Source organism: Sphingobacterium sp. ML3W (genome assembly GCF_000747525.1).
Lineage (GTDB): Bacteria > Bacteroidota > Bacteroidia > Sphingobacteriales > Sphingobacteriaceae > Sphingobacterium.
Genome location: NZ_CP009278.1, coordinates 4565301 through 4584896, shown reverse-complemented (window position 1 = coordinate 4584896; position 19596 = coordinate 4565301). Strand labels below are relative to the sequence as shown.

Below are 19596 nucleotides of genomic sequence, written 5' to 3'. Positions count from 1 at the left end.
ATGAGCTCGTATGGGCTTAGATCCAAAAACATCCATACTCAATAAATGGAATCAAATTCCCTCGGTGCCCAACGCTTTTGTTACAGATGACGTTGTCATGACTTCAGCATCAGAACAAAATCCCTCATTGACTTATAGGGCTTTTTTAGCTCGTGCGATAGATTATGCGATGTCAGAATGAAAAAAGGAAATATGTAGACCATTTTAAAGATGAAGTTTTTTTAATAAAAAAACTTCATCTTTAAAATTAAAAACCTAATTTTAAGCCTGTGTTCCTAATCTTATTTAGGATTCAATAAAACCATTAATTACATTTTCCAGTATCATCTTAAATAGAGATATTTGGATTTTTTATAAGCTAAAACGTTTTAAACTATTATGATGTAATGGAATAATTATACTCGAATTTTCCTATAGGACATTGGATGCCCTGTGTGGATATTAATCAAATAAGCCAAACCAAAAAACTTGTTTTAGAATAGGTTACTGAAAGCTCAATAAAGCGCATCTTTCAGTAAAATTGCTAAAACGATTAAATAAATCTAAAATCATTTTAAATTATGAACAAATTTGACGCAAGAACATTTTTGCAGTTAAAGAAAAGATCTAAATTATTTTTTTCATTAGCTGTTATTGCGGGGTCAATGCAACAGGTCAATGCATCGACAACCACTTCTTTAGGAGTATTGGGTGAGTCCGGTGTAAAAGAACTCGTTGCTATTCAAGGTCAAGTTAGCGGTAAAGTATTGGACTCAAGTACGGGAAATCCTGTTTCTGGTGTAACAATTTCTGTTAGAGGAACTGCTGTTGGAACACAGACATCCGAAGATGGTAGTTTCAGTGTTAACGCTAAAATAGGAGACGTATTGGGTGTTTCCTCTATTGGATACAAACCCATTGAAGTAAAAGTAAGCAGTACATCTGGATTAACGATTCGATTGGTATCTGCCCAAGATCAACTGGATGAGGTAGTCGTAGTAGGTTATGGAACCATGCGTAAATCAGATGTTACGGGTTCTATCTCGATTGTAAAAGGAGCTGATATGGTAAAAACACAAAGTTTCAGTGCTTTAGAAAATTTGAGAGGTAAAGCTTCTGGTGTTAATATCTTTTCAAATTCAAGTCAACCTGGAGCCTATGGCAATCGCGTTGTGATTCGTGGTGTTGCAACAATTAATTCTTCATCAAATCCCCTGTATGTGGTAGATGGTGTGGTGATGGAAGATTTTCAATTGCTCAATCCCAATGATATTGAAAGTATGGAAGTATTGAAAGATGCTTCTTCTGCTGCTATTTATGGAGCACGTGGTGCAAATGGTGTTATTCTAGTGACGACCAAACGGGGTAACAAAGATGGGCGGAGAACAATTAGTTATCAAGGGTCTGTAGGGATAAGTTCTCCACAACGTTATATGGATCTGTTGAATGCGCAAGAGTGGACGGACGCATTTATGATTGGTCTTGAAAATGAAAACAAATACGCGGCTGAATTTTTAAAAAGTAAGGATCCAAAATGGAAACCGTGGTCTTTGGATAGAAAAGATTGGTTTAATGATAAGAATTATTTTGATGGGAATGGAAATCCGCTGTATGATACGGATTGGCAACGGGAAGCTACGAGAACAGCTGTTTCGCATAACCATCAGTTGAATATCCAACAGGGAGATGAAAAATCGTCTGTAGGTGCGTTTTTAAATTACACGGATCAACAGGGCGTCATGAACAACACTTGGAATAAAAGGGTAAATGCGAAGATGGCTTATGACTCAAAGCCAAACGATTGGTTATCTACATCCGTTAATTTATCCGTAAACCATACCTGGGGCCGCTATACTCCTGAAGACGGTGGTGGGCAGGATGCTCGTCGTACCATGATTGAAATGTTACCATGGTATTCAGTTCGTGATAAAAAAGGGAACTTTACAAATTCTTCATCCTCTACAGTGTCTGAAACGTTGGGATTTGAAGGTATGTCCAATCCGGTTGCTATTTTAGATCTTCAAAAACGGATGCGTTACAATACGCAAATCTTTGGAAATGCGGCATTGACATTCCATCTGGCTGATGGATTAGATCTGAAAACTCAATTAGGTATCGATAATCATCAAAAAACTTATAGGGGTTATTCTTCGGTGTTGTTGAATAATATATCGGCTCCAAATGGTTGGGCAGAGATTAATCATACCAATACCTTTTATTGGCAAGAGGAAACTTATTTGACATATAACAAGGAGTTTGATAAACATCGTATTAATGCCATGGCTGGATTGTCTTGGCAAGCACGGACCTATGATTATGATAATTCAAGAACGGAGGGTTTTCAAGATGACTTCTATGAATATTATAATATGGGAATCGGTACAATTCCTTCTGCACCGGGGTCTGACTGGAATAAATGGGCAATGAACTCTTATTTTTTACGTGCATCTTACTCATATGATAATCGTTATTCAGCAACTTTTACCAGTCGTTATGATGGAGCTTCTAAATTTGGAACGAATAATATATATGCTTTCTTTCCATCAGCTGGGCTAGCTTGGAATGTCTCTAATGAAGATTTCTTAAAGGATAATAGTTCCATTAGTAATTTGAAACTGCACACCAGTTATGGTATGACGGGAAATTCCGAAATAAACCCATATAAAAAATTGGCTAATGTTGAAGCGGGTACGGTATTATTAAATGGTATTCGTCAACCTTATTCCTTCGTAAGCACATTAGAAAATCCAAATTTAAAATGGGAAAAGACAGCGCAATTTGATTTTGGTGTAGAATTGGGTTTATTCCAAAATAGATTGAGTTTTGATGTTTCTTATTATAATAAGAAAACTACAGATCTTTTACTTGATGCGCCACTACCAAGAGCAACGGGTTATAACTCGGTTATGAAGAATATTGGATCAGTTCAAAATCATGGTATGGACTTAATGGTCAATGGTACTTTAGTGGATAATGAAAACTTCACATGGAAATCAACGTTAAACCTAAATTATAATAAAAATAAAGTTTTAAAATTAGGTGATAATAATGAGGATATTTTGATGAATGATTGGGTTGGAGGGGCTAATAGTATTATTCGGGTTGGAGAAAACTTAAATAGTTTTTACGGTTACCGAAGATTAGGTGTCTTTACTCAAGCTGATGTTGATGCGGGAAATGCAAAATTAGAAGATATAGGTCGCGCTAAACGTACAACAGAAAAAGAGATTATTGGAAAGGGATTGCCAGATTGGACTGGAAGTTTTATTAATAACTTGAGTTATAAGAATTTTGATATGACTCTAGACCTACAGTTTGTAAAAGGCGTAGAGGTCATGCAACAATTTTTCCATTCTACTTATGATCGCTTTGGAATTACAAACGGTTTGAAAGAGGTCTTGACGGATGCGTATAATGGATCTAACCCAAATACCATGCAGCAGGCTATTTATTTGACAAATAATGGTCATAGAGGTCAAGATACAAATGTGGACGATTCATGGGTAGCAGATGGGTCGTATTTACGTGTGAACATGATTCAATTGGGATATACGTTCAAACCTGATGTTTTAAAAAGAGTAGGAGTATCTGCATTGCGTATTTATACAAATGCTAATAATCCATTTTTATTGACTTCGAGTAAGTTTAAAGGTTACGATCCGGAAAGTACTTCACAGGGATCTGGTCAGTTCGGTCAAAACATGACTTTTTTCGCTTATCCAAGAGCTAAAACTTTTATGTTAGGTCTTAATGTTACATTTTAATTTTGAAAAATCAAATGAAGAAAAATAAATTGTTTTTGTTGTTATTAGCAGGATTGGCGCTAACGACATCATGTAATAAATTTTTAGAAGAAGAGCCTAAGTCTGCGGTTACTTTGGGCGCTTATTATAAAACTGAAGCACAGGCAGAGGCAACAGTCAATAGTTTGTATCGGAGAGGTGCACCATTACGTTATTCTTTTGCTTCTAGTGCTTATGTTGGAGCTACTGCATCCGTAAATACGATGTTAACTGGTTATTTCACCAATAGTTATGAGGGGCAGGAACGAGTTTGCTTATTTTCGAGGGAGTTGACCCGTCAAAATAATACAAATTTGATTTCCTCTACGATGAACACGATTTGGGATGATTCGTATAAAGCAATCAACATTGCTAATGGGGGATTAAAATATCTTCCACTGATTGATATGTCTGATCAAAATAGAAGTAGGTTGTTAGCAGAAGCGAAATTTTTTAGAGCGTATAACTATTTTTATTTAGTCAAAACTTTCGGAGCGATTCCATTGTCTATTGATGTATATGAATCTTTAGATAATGACCTTTATTTAGGTAGAACAGAGGCCGGAAAAGTTTATGAGTTGATTGAAGCAGACCTTAAAGAGGCTGTAGAGGTATTGCCAGCGACTAAATTTGCCAGTAATGGACACCGTATTACGAAGTATGTAGCTGCAATGACTTTAGCGAATGTCTATTTACAGCAAGGAAAGTATGTTGATGCGGCTAATGCGGCTAAAATAGTGGTAAATTCTGCTCATGGTATGACTGCCAATGGAGATTTAGGCTTGAGTAGTGCATATAACAAGCTGCGTACGACCGATGATTTGGACGAAGTAATTTATGCACAAGAGTACAATGCAACTATTAGTAGTAGCGGTTGGTGGCCGACTTATGGCTTTAATGCATCAGCAGTAACGGTATTTGATAAATACTCCATCTTTGAACGTGTTTATGGTCCAACACAGCAATTTTTGAATGTGTATAACCCCAAGGATTTACGTATCCAGCCTAATCAATTTTTTCATTGGAAATATACCAATCCTAATACGGGTAAGGTTTGGTCATCGACTGAAGCAGGTATTTGGTACTATGTTGATGAGGATGCATTATTAACGACAGGGAAAGGAACAAAAGATTGGAATCTTTACCGTTATCCTGAAGCTTTATTAATTGCGGCCGAAGGTCTTGCTAAAAGCGGAGGTGTGACTACTGAGGCTGCGGGTTATTTAGCGCAAGTTAAGGCTCGTGCGAATACCGAAGGGAAAACTGTTGCTGCATATACTACGGAGCTTATGGCACTTTCGGCAGATAGTTTTGTGAAAGAATGCTGGATAGAGCGTTTAAGAGAATTTCCATTGGAATTCAAGATGTGGGATGATGTTTTAAGAACAAAGATGTTCCCTGTTATTTCCACAACTGATGCTGGTAAGGTTGATTTTGTTCCGCTTATTGGTGCTAAAAATGGATCTGGTGCTATATTTAAAGAGACTGACCTGCTATGGCCAATTTCGCCTGATGAATTGCAGAGAAACAAAAACTTAACCCAAAACGAAGGTTATAAATAGCATAGAAAAGGCTATCCATCTGGATAGCCTTTTTATTTTATAATACATTGATTCTTTTTCCATCCCATCCAACGGCTTTGACTTGTGTCGTCCCCGTAGGGGTATGTACAATCGTCTTAGAGACGTCTTCTGACCCAGCTCCAACAAAGGCTACTTTTGTCAGTTTATCGCCTGCAAAGGTCTCGAAAGCAACCGCATTTTTCCACGCATCATTTTGTATGATAATACGGTCTTCTTTTTTCTCAAATCCAGCTCCTGCTATTCCACTTACTGCTAATTTATTTTTATAGCTATCAATACTATTTGCGGTAATATAATGTAATACCGGTGTTGTCGGTTTCTTATATTTTGCTGCATATTGTTTTACTGCTGCAATGTCTGCTGCTGTTATGGTCATTTGTGCACAGGTATAATCATCTACCCAGAGATCGATTGGGATAAGCATGCCAGACTGTTCAAAGAAATCGGTTAAGTCTAACTTTGCGGCATCACATGCATTTTTGATGAATTCCATTTGGTAGTAGGAATCTTGCTTGTCTGCTGTTTCTGCTGCGTTGATGGCCTTTGTGAAGATATCGCCATAAAAGTTTTTATTTTCCCAAGTATTTCCTTTTCCAGCTACATTGAAATACAATTGTAACTGCCAAAGAGGTACTAATTTTACGAAGTGATCTCCACCCCAATCACGGGGACGTTGACGATCCCATCTGTCAGGTCCAGCTTGCGTCAACCAAGGTTGACGGTGTACAAATGCAGACTCCATATAAGCGGTGATTCGACCGCCAATTTTGGGCTCATCATAATCCTTTAAACGTTCTCTTTCTAATTTTGGACTGTGACTATTGTAGCTATACTGTGTCCATACCGAATAAATGTTATTCGTTACTTCTGTTGTACCTACCCATTTCATGTTTGGACGCACTTGGTTGACATGCCCAAATTCGTGTGCTACTCCCCAAGAGTTTTTCCTAAGGTTAGGCACGTTTGCTACATCTTTCATCGTATTGTCATGGAATGCAGCACCAATTCCATCGGCATGCATAAAACCTTCCCAGATTACGCGGCCAAACATCCTGTTCTTAGGAACTCTTTTTGTTTGTACCAACCCCATGATCTGATGTTGTATACCAATAATAGAATCATATAATTGGATAAGTGCAACTCCTTGATGCGGAGCATTTTCTTTTAGTGATTGAACGGCATAGGCGAGCTGAACTTGTTTTCCAACAATGTCTAATATAGGGCCTGCTGCATTTGCTAACATTTTGTCCCAGTCTTTGTCGTTATGCTTGCCCAACTCGAATACGTCGTTTACTTTCCCTCCAAGTATATGGATAGCAATCTTTTTGGAGGAAACTTTGTCTTCAGAGAAGTATTGGATGTAAGCGTTTCCTTTATTTTCAATCTTTAAAGTATTATAGCCTTCTTTTAGGCTGTAGTCTTGTTGTTTAAAATTTTTATCATCCCAGTTCGTTACGCGAAGTGCAATTGGCGCTCCATTAGTTTTTCCGACCCAAACAATAGCTTCGTCACCTTCAGAGAAATAAATACCTGTTGGGTTTTCATATTGCGAATAGGGGCTTGTTTTGAGTTGTTTACTCAAGGTTTTTGGCGAAAGATAATTTGTATAGGCACGAAGACGTTGTTGAATAGGGTAGGAACCTTCTTTTAGTTGTCTTGCGGCTTGTTGTAAAGTGGCGTTATTAATATTCGCAATGTCTTGATCTTTGACATTCTTTTTTACTTGACTGTAATCGTCTTTAGTAAATACCTGACTATACTGTTGCTGTGCATAAGATTGCACACATATAGCAGATAATAATAAAAAAGTAAATACTTTATTCATTGAATTGGATTAATGGTTAACCTCAAATATAAGCGAATAGACCTTATTTTTTAGGTATTGCTTTTAAGCAAACGATTGTGTAATAGAGGTTTTACTTGTGGGTTTTGGAATGTGGTGTTTTTCTATAAATAAAAAATTCCCTTTACGTTTCTGTAAAGGGAATCAATCTGATGGTTCAGTATTCTTATACGTTTACCGTTGCATCCATTTTGAAGTCGTCATCTTTTAGGTGTACGATCTCCATTGATTTTTCGTAGTTTGTGGATTTCTTTGAGAAGAAGTCATGTTGTGTCGTTTCTGTATTTAAGCCATTTAAAACGATCGGATTCACCTGTTTCACTTCGAAAATAGGGTCGAAGCCAAGATTCATCAATGCTTTGTTTCCATTGTAACGAACATATTCCTTTACTTCAGCTGTTAAACCAACTTCGGTATAGATTTCTTCTGTATATTTCATTTCATTGTCGTACAATTCATTCAACAAATCAATGAACTTTTGTTTTACTTCTTCTTGATTTTTTATTTTTTTGAAGACCTCTTGTGCCATTAGTCCAACGAAAACACCGTGGATGGATTCATCGGCAACAATCTTCTTAATGATATCTGCAGAAGCAACCATTTGGCCTTGACCACATAGCCATAATGGCAAGAAGAAACCTGAGTAGAATAAAAATGATTCTAGGAGTACCGAAGCTCCCAATGTCATGAATAACTCCTCATTTGTTGGATTTTCCTTGTCCAATACACGGTAGTAAGAATCAATCGTAGACGCCTTGAATTGCAAAAATTTATTTTGTTCAACCCAACCGAAGATATCATTGATTTCGTTTGTAGTAGATACTGTTGTAAAAATAGTTGAATATGATTTTGCATGGATTGCTTCCATCATACACATATACGATAATACGGCCTTATTTTGCAATGAATCCGTATGGTCGATGATTTTTGGCATTCCTGTATGACTTTGTAGTGTATCCAACAAAGTAAGTCCGCCTAATGCTTTTTTGTAGCATTCTTTCATCTCCCAACTTAATCCTTTCCAACTATCAATATCTTTTGAAGGGATATATTCGGTGTCAATCCAGAATTGTCTAATATTTTGCTCCCAAAACATTAAAGCATAGTCATTATCTGGCGTATTCCAGTTTACAGCAGTATATTTTTTACTCATTATTTTTACAGCGAGAATTATTGAATGTTTTTGTTAATAAAGCTATCCAAAGTTTTGAACCCCTTTGAATAGCTTATTGATTTTCTTTGAATGAAGGTTATGCCGAACAAGAAACACAGTCTTCAATAGAAGATTTACGTGTACGTGTGTAGTACAATGATTTCAAGCCTAATTTATGTGCATAAATGTAGTATCTAGATAAATCACGTGTATTATCTTTTGAATTTGTATGTAAAATCGTACTTACACCTTGGTCAATATGACGTTGGATAACGGAAACTAATTTTAGTACCTTGAATTGGTCCATGTCGTAAGCCGATTTGAAATAGAAGTAATTGTCATTTGTCAAATAAGGCATTGGGTAGTAGGTCGTACTATCTCCGTATTCACGAACTTCGATGATGTCCACAATCGGCATAACCGAAGCTGTGGCATTCATGATATAAGAAGTAGATTGATTTGGTGCGATTGCTAATCGATAAGCGTGATAGATACCATGCTCTTTAACATCCGCTTTCAATTTTTCCCAATCTTCGATGGTTGGAATATGTACACCAGCAAATAATTCTTTAACCTTATCTGTCTTTGGTAAACAATCTCTTTCTGTATAGCTATCGAAGTAAGTACCGTCTGCATAAGCAGATTTTTCAAATCCTACGAAAGTTCTTTTACGCTCACGTGCGATTTCCATAGATGCTTCTAGCGAATAGAAGTTCATCATCATGAAGAATGCATTTGCAAAATCTAAGGCTTCATCCGATTCATACATGATAAAGCTTTTTGCTAGATACCCATGTAGGTTCATAGCACCGAGCCCTACTGAATGGAGCTCTTTGTTTGCTTTTGCAATGGAAGGAACCATTTTAATATCTGTCACATCAGATACCATCGTTAATGCGCGCATGGCCAATTTCACACATTCTTTAACGCGCTTATTGTCCATTACAGTAGCAATGTTCAAGGAACCTAAGTTACAAGAGATACCGTATTTGATATGATCTTCTTCACCATAAATGTTGATTTCTGAAACCTCAGATACCTGCATGATTTCGGTACATAAATTCGAGAATTTCACTTTACCAATGCCATTTAATGCGTGAGCGCGGTTGGTATTCTCTTTATAGAATATGTAAGGATATCCGGACTCTTTTTGTGTCTGTGCAACCTTCACTAACATGTGACGGGCGTTGATTTTTTTCTTCTTGATATTTGGATTGGTAATCAACTCTTCGTACATCTTGTCCATATCCATTTCGTCTAATGGTATGCCATATTCTAGCATCACGGTATGTGGATAGATGAGGTAACAAGCTTCGTCTTTTTCTGCTAATTCCATGAATTTATCAGGAATAATGATGCCGATAGAAAGCGATTTGATACGTACTTTCTCATCCACGTTGATTTTTTTACAGTCTAAGAACTCTTCAATATCAGCATGGAAAATATTTAAATATACGGCACCAGCACCTGGGCGTTGTCCCAATTGGTTGGCATATGAAAAAGTATCTTCCATGATTTTCATGATTGGAAGAACACCTCCTGCACGACCTTCTACGCCTTTAATGGCTTCTCCACGAGCACGAATTTTTGAAATATTGAATGAAACACCACCTCCGATAGAAGATAACTTCATTGCTGAGTCAACAGCATAGCCAATCCCATTTAGATTGTCTCCAATTTCATCTAAGAAACAAGATACCAATTCACCTGAGCGTTTTTTACCCGCATTTAAGAATGTTGGTGTCGCAGGTTGATATTCTTGGTTTATAAATAATTCGGCGTAAGAAATTGCTTTGTCAATACCTTCATGACGTGCTAAGAATAAAGCTACTGCCACAACACGGTCTTCATAACGTTCCAAAAACTTTTCACCAGAATCATCTCTTAGTGCATAGTTTTGGAAAAATTTAAACGCAGCCATGAAAGAGGCAAAGCGGAATTTTTTTGAAAAAACAAAATTATATACGGTCTCCATTTCTTCGAAAGTGAACCATTCGTAGAAATTGATATAGTAATCGTGTTCAATTAAGTAATCGATTTTTTCTTTTAGTGTATAGAAGAATACCGTATTCTTATTTACATACTCTAAAAAATAGGCACGTACAGCCTCTTTATCTTTATGTAAGCTAAACTCGTCCTCATGTTTGATCATGATTTCGTTGTTAAGCAATATCCAGTTTTTTGCTACCTCGTTTGCTACCATCGCAGTTGTTCTTTATGATGTCAATAAATTGGTTAATATCCTCCATTGTACCAGACAATTCAAATTTGAAAGCCAATGGAATGTCAAAGTCAGCTGAAATCCGATCAGCGGCTAGTCCGAAATTCTGCCCCCAATTGCGGTTGCCACTTGAAGTAACCGAATAGATTTTTGAAGCGTTGGCTTTCATAAATGCTAAGGTCGTTTCAGGCATTTGTCCGAAATTAGTTGTAAAAGTCACGAGATGCCCCGATTCTTCAGCAACAAGATCGGCAGTTATTTTATGTATTTGCCAACCTGTGAACTGGGTGAGCTTGTCCATAAAACGTTGCACATTTCCTGTTTTGCTATCGTAATAAATATGTATCATGGATTATAAAAATTTGATACAGCATTAATTATAATGCGATTGCCCCTAATTCTTCAGGTTTGAATCCGATGATGCGGTGTTGAATTTCGTCATTTTCCAAAACGATTACGGTCGGAACTGTGCGTACTTTAAATTTTGCAGCTAAATCAGGTTGGTCAAATGGGTTGATAGACTCATATTTGATACCTTTTTGATCTAGATATGCAGATACTTGAGCACAAGGTGCACAATCGTTTTTCTCGAATTTGATGATTCTTGCCATGATTATACTTTAATTTAAAACCGCGCTTCCTAAAAGAAGGCGAGTTGAGTTGAATGATTTTAATAAGTTTTGAGAAGCTGAATTCCCAACTCTAACAAATATCACAAATTAAATCTGAAGCGTTAATTTGACTTTTCCACATTGGTGGAAAAACTTGATCGATATACGGCTTTGCGCATTGTGAATGCTTGTATTTAGCTGGTAATCAACGCTTATTTAATGTGGATAACTTTAGTCGGGTTATTTGTAGTGCTAAAACTACAATTTATTTTAATGAAAATACCGTGACAAATTGTTCTGCAAAAGTACAGCTTTTGTGATGAAAAAAACAGTAAATTAAATAGCTTTTTTTTAAGTTCTAGATTTAGTGGCTACTCACTACTAGGGGGATGAGTTAGGGATATTGAAGCTTAAATGATTAGCCTTATAAAAGCGATGTTGTATGAATCGCTAACCCTAGTGATTGTATGTTGTATGAAAAGAAGGGGCTTACTGTTGCTTAATAATAGAAAGCTCTTTGATTTTTCAAAAAGCTTTCTTTTTTATAACGTATCTTGCTAAACCGTAATTGGTCTAATTAGTTTTTTGGATACCGCTTATTGATCAATAGAGCATGTGGTATATGAACTACTTTGCTGCTTTAATTTTTATAGGAAGTAAATAATCACCCCAAGTTAAGATTAGCTTACCCGATTTATCGATATCGATCTTAAATTGCTCTTCTGGCGAATTGCTCGTTTCATTGCGTACATTTATGCGCAGTGCATCTTGATTCTGATCATATTTTGTTCCCCACTGGTCCCATACTTTATTGAAAATAACAGTCGTTTCTTGTTCTCCAGGAAGGGTATATAAACCATATTTGCCTTGAGGTAAGTTTTTCCCTTCGATGAGGACATTTTTATCAAACGCTATAGTGGTTGCTTCATTTGCACCTGTGCGCCATATTTCACCGACCTTAACAATGTCTATTCCTATTTGACGTCCTTTTAAATGTGGGCGGCTGTAATGGATATCTACTGTTACTCCGTCGTCAGTAGTGACTTTAACACTATCGGGTGGGCTTGGTCTTTTACTTTTATCAGTTTGTCCAAATGCCGTGGCACAAATGATTGTAAACATGAATAAAATAGCTGTTGTTTTCATAATTTTTTTTAATTAAATATACATAAAAAATTGATATCAAGCTTTTTAAAATGTTGTATTGGATATTTTTTATAAGATTTTTTGTTATTTATTGTAGAGGTTCATCGGAATGGGAAGAGCATTGTTTTCAATTTATCTACAATGTCTCTCATGTCTAAAGATAAGATTTAGGGGCGCTAGTCAAGCGTCTATAACTGAAAAGAGCTAAATCCGGATCTAGGTTTTTTAGGAGCAGCTCTTGGACAACGGTAGAAAAAATAAAAGTAAGTTATGGGTCCATGAATCAAATATGCATCGTTTATTACCTTATAAAACGACGAAAGGACACTTGGATGTCTTATAATAAACTAATTATATTGCAAAAAAAGGGGATATATAGTTGCCTATTTTCCCCTTTTTTACTTGTTTATCAAAGGTATCTAAACCAAATACTCAAATAATGTTTGGTCTTTATTTAATTCGATATATTCAAATTTATTGTCTGTCATCCTTTGTAACAAAGATTGGTAATCTTCCGGATCGTTTAATTCGATACCGATCAAAGCAGGACCGCGTTCGCGTTCTGTTTTTTTGATGAATTCAAAACGAGTGATATCATCTTTGGGACTTAGTACTTCAGAGACAAATAATTTTAAAGCTCCTGGACGATTCGGGAAACGCACGATAAAGTAATGCTTATATCCTTCGTATAGGAGCGATAACTCTTGAATTTCACTCATGCGGTTAATGTCATTATTACCACCCGAGATGATACAAACGACTTTCTTCCCTTTTATTTCATCTTTATGAAATTCCAATGCCGCTACTGAGAGGGCACCTGCAGGCTCAACAACGATTGCATCCTTGTTATAGAGTTCTAATATGCAGGTACATATTTTTCCTTCTGGAATCGAACGTATATCATCTAAATATTGACGACTGATCTCGAATGTGAGGTCGCCCACTTTTTGAACAGCGGCACCATCTACAAATTTATTGATCTTTTCAAGCTCAACAGGTTTTCCAACCGTAAATGCAGCTTGCATAGAGGCGGCACCTTGAGGTTCGACACCATAACATTTAATATTGGGATTTTTATTCTTCAAGTAGTAGCTCGTTCCTGCCGAGAGACCTCCGCCACCAATTGGAATAAAAACAGCGTCTATATCTGGTAAATCTTGTAGGATTTCGACAGCGACTGTTCCTTGACCTTCAATCACCTTTGGGTCATCAAAAGGTGGAATAAAAGTCATGTTATTTTCTTCGGTATAGATGCGTGCGGCTTTTTGGCAATCGTCAAAGGTATCACCCGTCAATATAATTTCGATATTGCCGTTTCCCCACATTTCCGTTTGTGTTATTTTTTGTTTTGGTGTAGGACCAGGCATAAAAATAACTCCCTTGATATCGAGTTTTTTACACGAAAAGGCAACACCCTGCGCATGGTTGCCCGCGCTAGCACATACCACGCCGCGTTGCTGCTCCTCTTCGCCCAGGGAAATTATTTTGTTATAAGCACCTCTTAGTTTATAGGATCTGACGATTTGAAGGTCTTCTCGCTTTAGATAGACATCAGCGCCATATTTCTCAGAAAGATAAGTGTTGTATTGCAAAGCTGTCCGATTAACGACGTCCTTGATACGGTGATAAGTGCTTTCTGAGTCGATTTGTAAATTAGAAAAATCTAAACTCATTTTGTTTACTGTGATTAGGTGATTGATTTTTTTTAATAAAAAAACGTCATCTCGACTTAGAATAAAAGTAATTAAGTTTTTTGACTTTTTACTTGAAAATTTATCCTTTGTCAAAATGACGTTTTAATAAGTTTTTCTATTATTAAACGCGCTCTGCGAATAAACTTCTTAGATCATCGTCGCAGATATCTTTCTTTGCATCTGCTATGATTAAGAAACGTTCATAGGTTTGTGATAGTGCTTCTTTCTCTAACGTGTAACCGAGACGTTCCAAGTGGTACTTTAATGCATGGCGACCAGAACGTGCAGTTAGGATAATACCTGCTTCCTCTAAGCCGACATCTTCAGGACGAATGATTTCATAAGTCTCACGGTGCTTTAGAAAACCATCTTGGTGAATACCCGAACTATGTGCAAAGGCATTACGGCCAACAATTGCTTTATTCGGTTGTACGGGCATATTCATCATTTTACTCACTTTGCGTGAAAGGTAAGTGAACATTTTACTGTCAATGTTTGATGTTAAACTACCAAAAGCTTGATTGTGAACTTTCAGAATCATGGCTACTTCTTCCAATGAAGTATTTCCGGCACGTTCGCCAATACCATTGATGGTACATTCTACTTGGCGTGCACCATTTTGAATTGCGGCAATTGAATTCGCAGTTGCTAATCCTAAGTCATTGTGACAATGTGCAGAAATAATCGCTTGGTCGATGTTTTTAACATTTTCTTTTAAGAATTTTATTTTTGCGCCGTATTGGTCAGGTAAGCAATATCCGTTTGTATCTGGGATATTAACAACAGTAGCACCTGCAGCAATAACTGCTTCTACCATCTGTGCTAAATAAACCAAGTCGGCACGACCTGCATCTTCGGCATAGAATTCTACGTCCTCAACATGAGTTTTAGCGTACTTTACTGCAGCAACAGCACGTTCTAATATTTCTTCACGAGTGGAATTGAATTTGTATTTGATATGCATGTCTGAAGCACCAATACCGGTATGGATACGCGGTCTTTTTGCATATTTCAGCGCTTCAGCAGCTACTTTAATGTCATTCTCATTGGCACGGGTTAACGCACAGATGATCACATCATTTACCGCTTTTGATAACTCAACTACGGACTGGAAATCTCCTGGACTAGAAACTGGGAAACCGGCTTCAATAACATCGACACCTAGTTTCTCCAAATCTTTTGCAATGTCGATTTTTTCTGGAGTAGTTAATTGACATCCTGGGACTTGCTCGCCATCGCGAAGCGTAGTATCAAAGATGTATAGATGATTTGGATCGTGTAACATAGCTTTACGTTTTTATATTAGAAACTCTGTTCAGTCTATTTAATAAATTCTAACACTTTAGCACCCATTTCTTGCGTGCCTAATATTTTATCCGATGGTGTATCTGCATTAGCAATATCACCTGTTCTCCAACCTGCTTTCAATGTCGCAGCAACTGCTTCAGTTACTTCTTTTGCCTCAGCCTGTAGACCGAAACTAATATCTAATAGGAGGGCTGCAGATAAGATAGAAGCTAATGGATTCGCTTTGTTCTGTCCTGCGATATCATGTGCAGATCCGTGAATAGGTTCAAAAAATCCTGTACCATCACCGATGGATGCTGAAGCAAGCATACCCATAGAACCAGCAATCTGTGAAGCTTCATCAGTTAGGATATCACCAAATAGGTTTGCGGTTAATACAACATCAAATTTCTTTGGGTTTTTCACTAATTGCATCGCTGCGTTGTCGATGAACATATGCTCGGTCTCTACATCAGGATATTCTTTTGCAATTTCTTGAACAACTTCTCTCCAAAGGCGGGAGGTCTCCAATACATTTGCTTTATCGACCGAACATAGTTTTTTAGAACGTGTACGCGCAGCTTCATAGGCTTTGTGTGCGATACGTTCTACTTCATATCGGTTATAGTTCATTAAATCCGAAGCGAAGTTATTGTCTTCCGAACGATTCTTTTCTCCGAAGTAAACATCACCTGTCAACTCACGAAAGAAAAGGATATCTGTGCCTTTTAAGATTTCAGGTTTAAGACTTGAAGCATCTAAAAGCTCATCAAATAATAAGATAGGGCGTAAGTTTGCATAAAGACCTAACTCTTTACGGATTTTTAATAATCCCTGCTCTGGACGAACTTTCGCAGAGGGGTCATTATCATATTTAGCGTGTCCGATTGCTCCAAATAAAATTGCATCACTTGATTTTGCTTTTTCTAAAGTTTCGTCAGGCAAAGGGTTTCCAGTGGCTTCAATAGCCACGTGTCCCATGATTGCTTCATCAAAGTTGAAATCATGGCCATATTTTTGTCCAATTTTTTCTAAAACTTTTTTACCCCAAATCGTAACTTCTTGTCCTATTCCGTCACCAGGAATAACGAGTATATTTTTTTTCATCAGAATTATTTTTCTTTTAATGGTGATGAAGCTATCATGAGCATTTTTACTTCAGTTTGTGAGTAGAGCGCTCTTGATGGTTTCATGTTATGCGTATTGTAAAATATCTTCAATGGATTTAACCATTCCCTTTTCTAATATAATTTTCTTTTCAAGGCAAGTTGGGAGTTGTGTTTCAAAATGACCTACATAAATTAATGTTTTTCCATAGGTACACAGTTCATCTACTACTGCATTGAAATGTTGTGTTTGTTCGTAGTCAAGACCCTGGCAAGGTTCGTCCAAAATCAATAATTCTGGATTCTTAATCACTGTCCGTGCTAATAATGCAAGACGTTGTTTCCCTAAGGGAAGGGTGTTGAGTAGTTTGTTTTTATCTTCTTTTAAATCAAAAAAGTCCAATACCTGATTTAGTAATTGTTGTTTTTCAAAGCTTAAATTGCGAAATAATCCAACGGAATCAAAAAATCCTGAAGCGACACTTTGCCAAACTTTAGCTGTTGGATCGAAGTACCAGTGCATCTCGGGAGAAATAATGCCCAAGTGCGATTTGATGTCCCAAATACTTTCTCCTGATCCTCTTTGTTTTCCAAAGAGGATGATATCATTGGCATATGCCTGGGGATGGTCTCCATTGATTAAACTCAATAGGGTAGACTTACCAGAGCCATTATGGCCTTGTAATAACCACTTTTCTCCTGCCTTCACTTCCCAGCTGATATCTTTTAGGACTTCTTTTTCTCCATATTTGACATCAACTTGAGACATTTTAACCATCGTTTCCGAAGAAATCTGAGGAGCTTTTTGTAAAAAATGGGGAAGTACTTTTCTTGCACGTTCTTTTTCTCTTGAAAACTCAGCTTGTGAAGAGACTACTTTTAATTTTCCTTGTTGTATTTCAGCAAAATGACGGATACAGGTAGGTGTTGTTTGATCGTTACTGATCAATATTAAAGTAACTCCTGCTAATGCAAGATCATCAAATGCTTGGTTGAGTTCTTGGCGAGATTGGCGATCAAGACCTGTATAGGGTTGATCAATAATCAATACCTGAGGTTTCAACCATAGCGCCTTTAACAATTGCAGTTTTTTATGTTCTCCACTCGATAACTCGATGAGCTGTGCCGTTTGGACATCTTCAAAACCAAAAGTTTCGAGGTAGGGTTTTATAGCATCAAATTGCAAATGTTTTTCTTTTGCAAAATGCATGAATTCTGCCTGTACTGTTAAGGTATCATTCGTTTGGTGCTTGTTATATCGTTGTTGGTAATAGAAATTTTTATCACCTTCTAAATTGGTGAATTGATACCAATTTGGAACATAAAAAATTTCTGCTGGAAGAGGAGAGTTATTGTCAAAGTTGACATTAAGAAGCCCGTTGTACGGAATATGACCTGCAATTGCTTGCGCTAAAGTAGTTTTTCCAGTACCGCTTCTTCCACCTATCAACCAGTGTTGTCCAGGTTCAATTTGCCAATTCAAGTCCTGCAACACCACATGATATTGGTGCTGGACAGTTAAATTGGCAATATGGACGACAGGTTCTATCATTATCTCGTTTGTTCGAAAGTTTCAATTGCAGCTTTGTTGTCTAGGATGAAATCAATATCATCATAACCGTTAATGAGGCATGATTTTTTGTAAGGGTTGATTTCAAAAGCTTGTTGAGCACCGGTTTCAGACAAGGTGACTGTTTGGTTTTCGAGGTCAACAATAATCTCCGTGTTTGGATTTTTGAATACCGTATCAAAGATAGTTTCTAGGAACTCTTCTGTTACCTGAATAGGTAATACGCCATTGTTCAAAGCATTTCCTTTGAAAATATCTGCGAAAAAACTACTGATAACGACATCAAACCCATAATCTTGGATAGCCCAAGCAGCATGTTCACGACTAGAACCGCAACCAAAATTTTTACCTGCCACAAGGACTTTTCCTTTGTAGGTAGCATCGTTCATTACAAAATCAGCTTTAGGCTGATTGTTGCTATCAAAGCGCCAGTCACGGAATAAGTTGTCACCAAATCCTTCTCGTGTAGTCGCTTTCAAAAAACGAGCAGGAATAATCTGATCGGTATCTATATTTTCAATCGGTAAAGGAACTACCGTTGTTGTTATTGTTTCAAATTTTTTCATCCAAATAATTATTTACGAGTGTCTGTTCTTAACTGTATAAATGAACTCGTTTCACTCGGTTTGTTACTTAATGGTGATGAGGCTATCATGAGAAGCGTACTAATCTCTATTTGTGAGTCACTTTAAGCTCATGATGGTTTCATCCAATTCATTATTTATGAGTGTTAGCTTTTAATTGTATTATTAAGCTCGTTTCACTCTGTTTAATGGTGATTGCTAAATATTTGTGTTTAAAACTGCCCTAACTTCTCTTAGTTTCATTGTCATACTGATAGCCGACTCATCTGCCCAATCGTTATAATCTTTAATGGCATCTAAACGTTCTTGATCACTGACATATCCTTCATCTACCATTTGTGTAGAGTTGGCTACCTTGGACCATATTTTTAGTTTGTCTAGGTGCAATGGATTGCTATGTTCATAATGTTCGTCGGCATTAAAAACTTCTATCTGACCAAAACCGTGCTCTTCAAAGATGTCTTCCAGATCATAGCCAATTCTATTATTCATACCTGCATCATTTCTCCACATTAAGAACATGTGATAAAAATGTTCCATGCTCCTTGGTATTTTAGGATTCCAATCTATCGCTTCATGATTATAATCTAATATCGATACTTGCCCATTGGGTTTTAATAACGTTTTCAATTTATCAATTGCTTTATCTAATGTTGAAATCCATTGGAACGTTCTTGCTGATACAATTAGATCAAATTTCTCCAGACTTTCAAAATCTAGTAGATCGCAATGGATCAATTCTAGATTGGGTATATGAGCAAATAGACTTTTTCCTTCCGTAATAAAGGTTCCCGTATTATCAATTCCAACGACAGAACCAGAAGGACCGACGATCGCGGCAATATCTTTTGTGATGGCGCCTGTTCCACATCCGATGTCCAAAACTCTTAATCCGGGTTTTAGAGCAGATTTCAGCGTATGATAATCCTGGTCCAAAGTTCTTTGGTTAAAGATTGTAGAAGCATTTTGTGCTTCTCTATCGATTACTTTATTTTCGGTGACTACTACTGTCTGACAAATTTGGCACATTTTTAAAT

At 37.0% G+C, this 19596-nt stretch carries 14 protein-coding genes and 1 pseudogene; 3 read left to right on the top strand and 12 right to left on the bottom strand.

What is annotated here, in order from left to right:
* Positions 1 to 4: 4 nt before the first annotated feature.
* The 3 genes and pseudogenes from KO02_RS23665 to KO02_RS19645 all read left to right on the top strand — a co-directional run.
* A pseudogene (locus KO02_RS23665) lies at positions 5 to 198 on the top strand (GMC oxidoreductase); the annotation flags it as partial.
* Between the two features lie 362 nt (positions 199 to 560).
* Positions 561 to 3743 carry a SusC/RagA family TonB-linked outer membrane protein gene (locus KO02_RS19650; protein ID WP_081918437.1) on the top strand — a complete coding sequence of 1061 codons (3183 nt, stop codon included), beginning with the start codon at positions 561 to 563 and terminating at the stop codon, positions 3741 to 3743.
* Positions 3744 to 3757: 14 nt separating this feature from the next.
* Positions 3758 to 5323 carry a RagB/SusD family nutrient uptake outer membrane protein gene (locus KO02_RS19645; RefSeq protein WP_038701056.1) on the top strand — a complete coding sequence of 522 codons (1566 nt, stop codon included), beginning with the start codon at positions 3758 to 3760 and terminating at the stop codon, positions 5321 to 5323.
* A 37-nt stretch (positions 5324 to 5360) separates the two neighbouring features.
* On the opposite strand, the gene KO02_RS19640 is transcribed toward KO02_RS19645, so the two are convergent.
* The 12 genes from KO02_RS19640 to KO02_RS19585 form a co-directional block, all read right to left on the bottom strand.
* On the bottom strand, positions 5361 to 7169 hold the full coding sequence (locus KO02_RS19640; protein ID WP_038701054.1) for a M60 family metallopeptidase: 1809 nt from the start codon (positions 7167 to 7169) through the stop codon (positions 5361 to 5363).
* 184 nt (positions 7170 to 7353) lie between these two features.
* Complete coding sequence (nrdF, locus tag KO02_RS19635; protein WP_038701052.1) at positions 7354 to 8340, bottom strand: class 1b ribonucleoside-diphosphate reductase subunit beta; 987 nt, start codon at positions 8338 to 8340, stop codon at positions 7354 to 7356.
* A 97-nt stretch (positions 8341 to 8437) separates the two neighbouring features.
* Positions 8438 to 10543: a class 1b ribonucleoside-diphosphate reductase subunit alpha gene (nrdE, locus tag KO02_RS19630; RefSeq protein ID WP_038701050.1), complete on the bottom strand. Its 2106-nt coding sequence runs from the start codon at positions 10541 to 10543 to the stop codon at positions 8438 to 8440.
* Positions 10503 to 10910, bottom strand: coding sequence for a class Ib ribonucleoside-diphosphate reductase assembly flavoprotein NrdI (gene nrdI, locus KO02_RS19625; RefSeq protein WP_051960085.1), 408 nt, complete (start codon positions 10908 to 10910; stop codon positions 10503 to 10505). Before nrdI ends, nrdE begins: the two co-directional genes overlap by 41 nt.
* A gap of 28 nt (positions 10911 to 10938) precedes the next feature.
* A complete protein-coding gene (locus tag KO02_RS19620; RefSeq protein WP_021191847.1) occupies positions 10939 to 11172 on the bottom strand; it encodes a thioredoxin family protein in 234 nt (77 codons plus the stop codon).
* Between the two features lie 627 nt (positions 11173 to 11799).
* Complete coding sequence (locus tag KO02_RS19615) at positions 11800 to 12318, bottom strand: DUF2911 domain-containing protein (RefSeq protein WP_038701047.1); 519 nt, start codon at positions 12316 to 12318, stop codon at positions 11800 to 11802.
* Between the two features lie 419 nt (positions 12319 to 12737).
* Complete coding sequence (gene ilvA / locus KO02_RS19610; RefSeq protein WP_051960083.1) at positions 12738 to 13991, bottom strand: threonine ammonia-lyase IlvA; 1254 nt, start codon at positions 13989 to 13991, stop codon at positions 12738 to 12740.
* Positions 13992 to 14133: 142 nt separating this feature from the next.
* Positions 14134 to 15297, bottom strand: coding sequence for a 2-isopropylmalate synthase (locus KO02_RS19605; protein ID WP_081918436.1), 1164 nt, complete (start codon positions 15295 to 15297; stop codon positions 14134 to 14136).
* 35 nt (positions 15298 to 15332) lie between these two features.
* The gene (leuB, locus tag KO02_RS19600; protein ID WP_038701045.1) at positions 15333 to 16406 is read right to left on the bottom strand and encodes a 3-isopropylmalate dehydrogenase; all 1074 of its coding nucleotides are present in this window, start codon (positions 16404 to 16406) and stop codon (positions 15333 to 15335) included.
* An 87-nt stretch (positions 16407 to 16493) separates the two neighbouring features.
* Positions 16494 to 17957 (bottom strand): ATP-binding cassette domain-containing protein, encoded by a 1464-nt coding sequence (locus KO02_RS19595; protein ID WP_200878571.1) that lies wholly within the window; start codon positions 17955 to 17957, stop codon positions 16494 to 16496.
* Positions 17957 to 18541: a 3-isopropylmalate dehydratase small subunit gene (gene leuD / locus KO02_RS19590; RefSeq protein WP_038701041.1), complete on the bottom strand. Its 585-nt coding sequence runs from the start codon at positions 18539 to 18541 to the stop codon at positions 17957 to 17959. Before leuD ends, KO02_RS19595 begins: the two co-directional genes overlap by 1 nt.
* A gap of 216 nt (positions 18542 to 18757) precedes the next feature.
* Complete coding sequence (locus tag KO02_RS19585; protein ID WP_051960080.1) at positions 18758 to 19588, bottom strand: methyltransferase domain-containing protein; 831 nt, start codon at positions 19586 to 19588, stop codon at positions 18758 to 18760.
* Positions 19589 to 19596 lie beyond the last annotated feature (8 nt).

What these genes read in the sequence shown, in the direction of transcription:
- KO02_RS19650 (WP_081918437.1), top strand. Translation starts at nt 561, where the DNA reads ATGAACAAATTTGACGCAAGAACATTTTTGCAGTTAAAGAAAAGATCT.
- KO02_RS19645 (WP_038701056.1), top strand. Translation starts at nt 3,758, where the DNA reads ATGAAGAAAAATAAATTGTTTTTGTTGTTATTAGCAGGATTGGCGCTA.
- KO02_RS19640 (WP_038701054.1), bottom strand. Translation starts at nt 7,169, where the DNA reads ATGAATAAAGTATTTACTTTTTTATTATTATCTGCTATATGTGTGCAA.
- nrdF (WP_038701052.1), bottom strand. Translation starts at nt 8,340, where the DNA reads ATGAGTAAAAAATATACTGCTGTAAACTGGAATACGCCAGATAATGAC.
- nrdE (WP_038701050.1), bottom strand. Translation starts at nt 10,543, where the DNA reads ATGGTAGCAAACGAGGTAGCAAAAAACTGGATATTGCTTAACAACGAA.
- nrdI (WP_051960085.1), bottom strand. Translation starts at nt 10,910, where the DNA reads ATGATACATATTTATTACGATAGCAAAACAGGAAATGTGCAACGTTTT.
- KO02_RS19620 (WP_021191847.1), bottom strand. Translation starts at nt 11,172, where the DNA reads ATGGCAAGAATCATCAAATTCGAGAAAAACGATTGTGCACCTTGTGCT.
- KO02_RS19615 (WP_038701047.1), bottom strand. Translation starts at nt 12,318, where the DNA reads ATGAAAACAACAGCTATTTTATTCATGTTTACAATCATTTGTGCCACG.
- ilvA (WP_051960083.1), bottom strand. Translation starts at nt 13,991, where the DNA reads ATGAGTTTAGATTTTTCTAATTTACAAATCGACTCAGAAAGCACTTAT.
- KO02_RS19605 (WP_081918436.1), bottom strand. Translation starts at nt 15,297, where the DNA reads ATGTTACACGATCCAAATCATCTATACATCTTTGATACTACGCTTCGC.
- leuB (WP_038701045.1), bottom strand. Translation starts at nt 16,406, where the DNA reads ATGAAAAAAAATATACTCGTTATTCCTGGTGACGGAATAGGACAAGAA.
- KO02_RS19595 (WP_200878571.1), bottom strand. Translation starts at nt 17,957, where the DNA reads ATGATAGAACCTGTCGTCCATATTGCCAATTTAACTGTCCAGCACCAA.
- leuD (WP_038701041.1), bottom strand. Translation starts at nt 18,541, where the DNA reads ATGAAAAAATTTGAAACAATAACAACAACGGTAGTTCCTTTACCGATT.
- KO02_RS19585 (WP_051960080.1), bottom strand. Translation starts at nt 19,588, where the DNA reads ATGTGCCAAATTTGTCAGACAGTAGTAGTCACCGAAAATAAAGTAATC.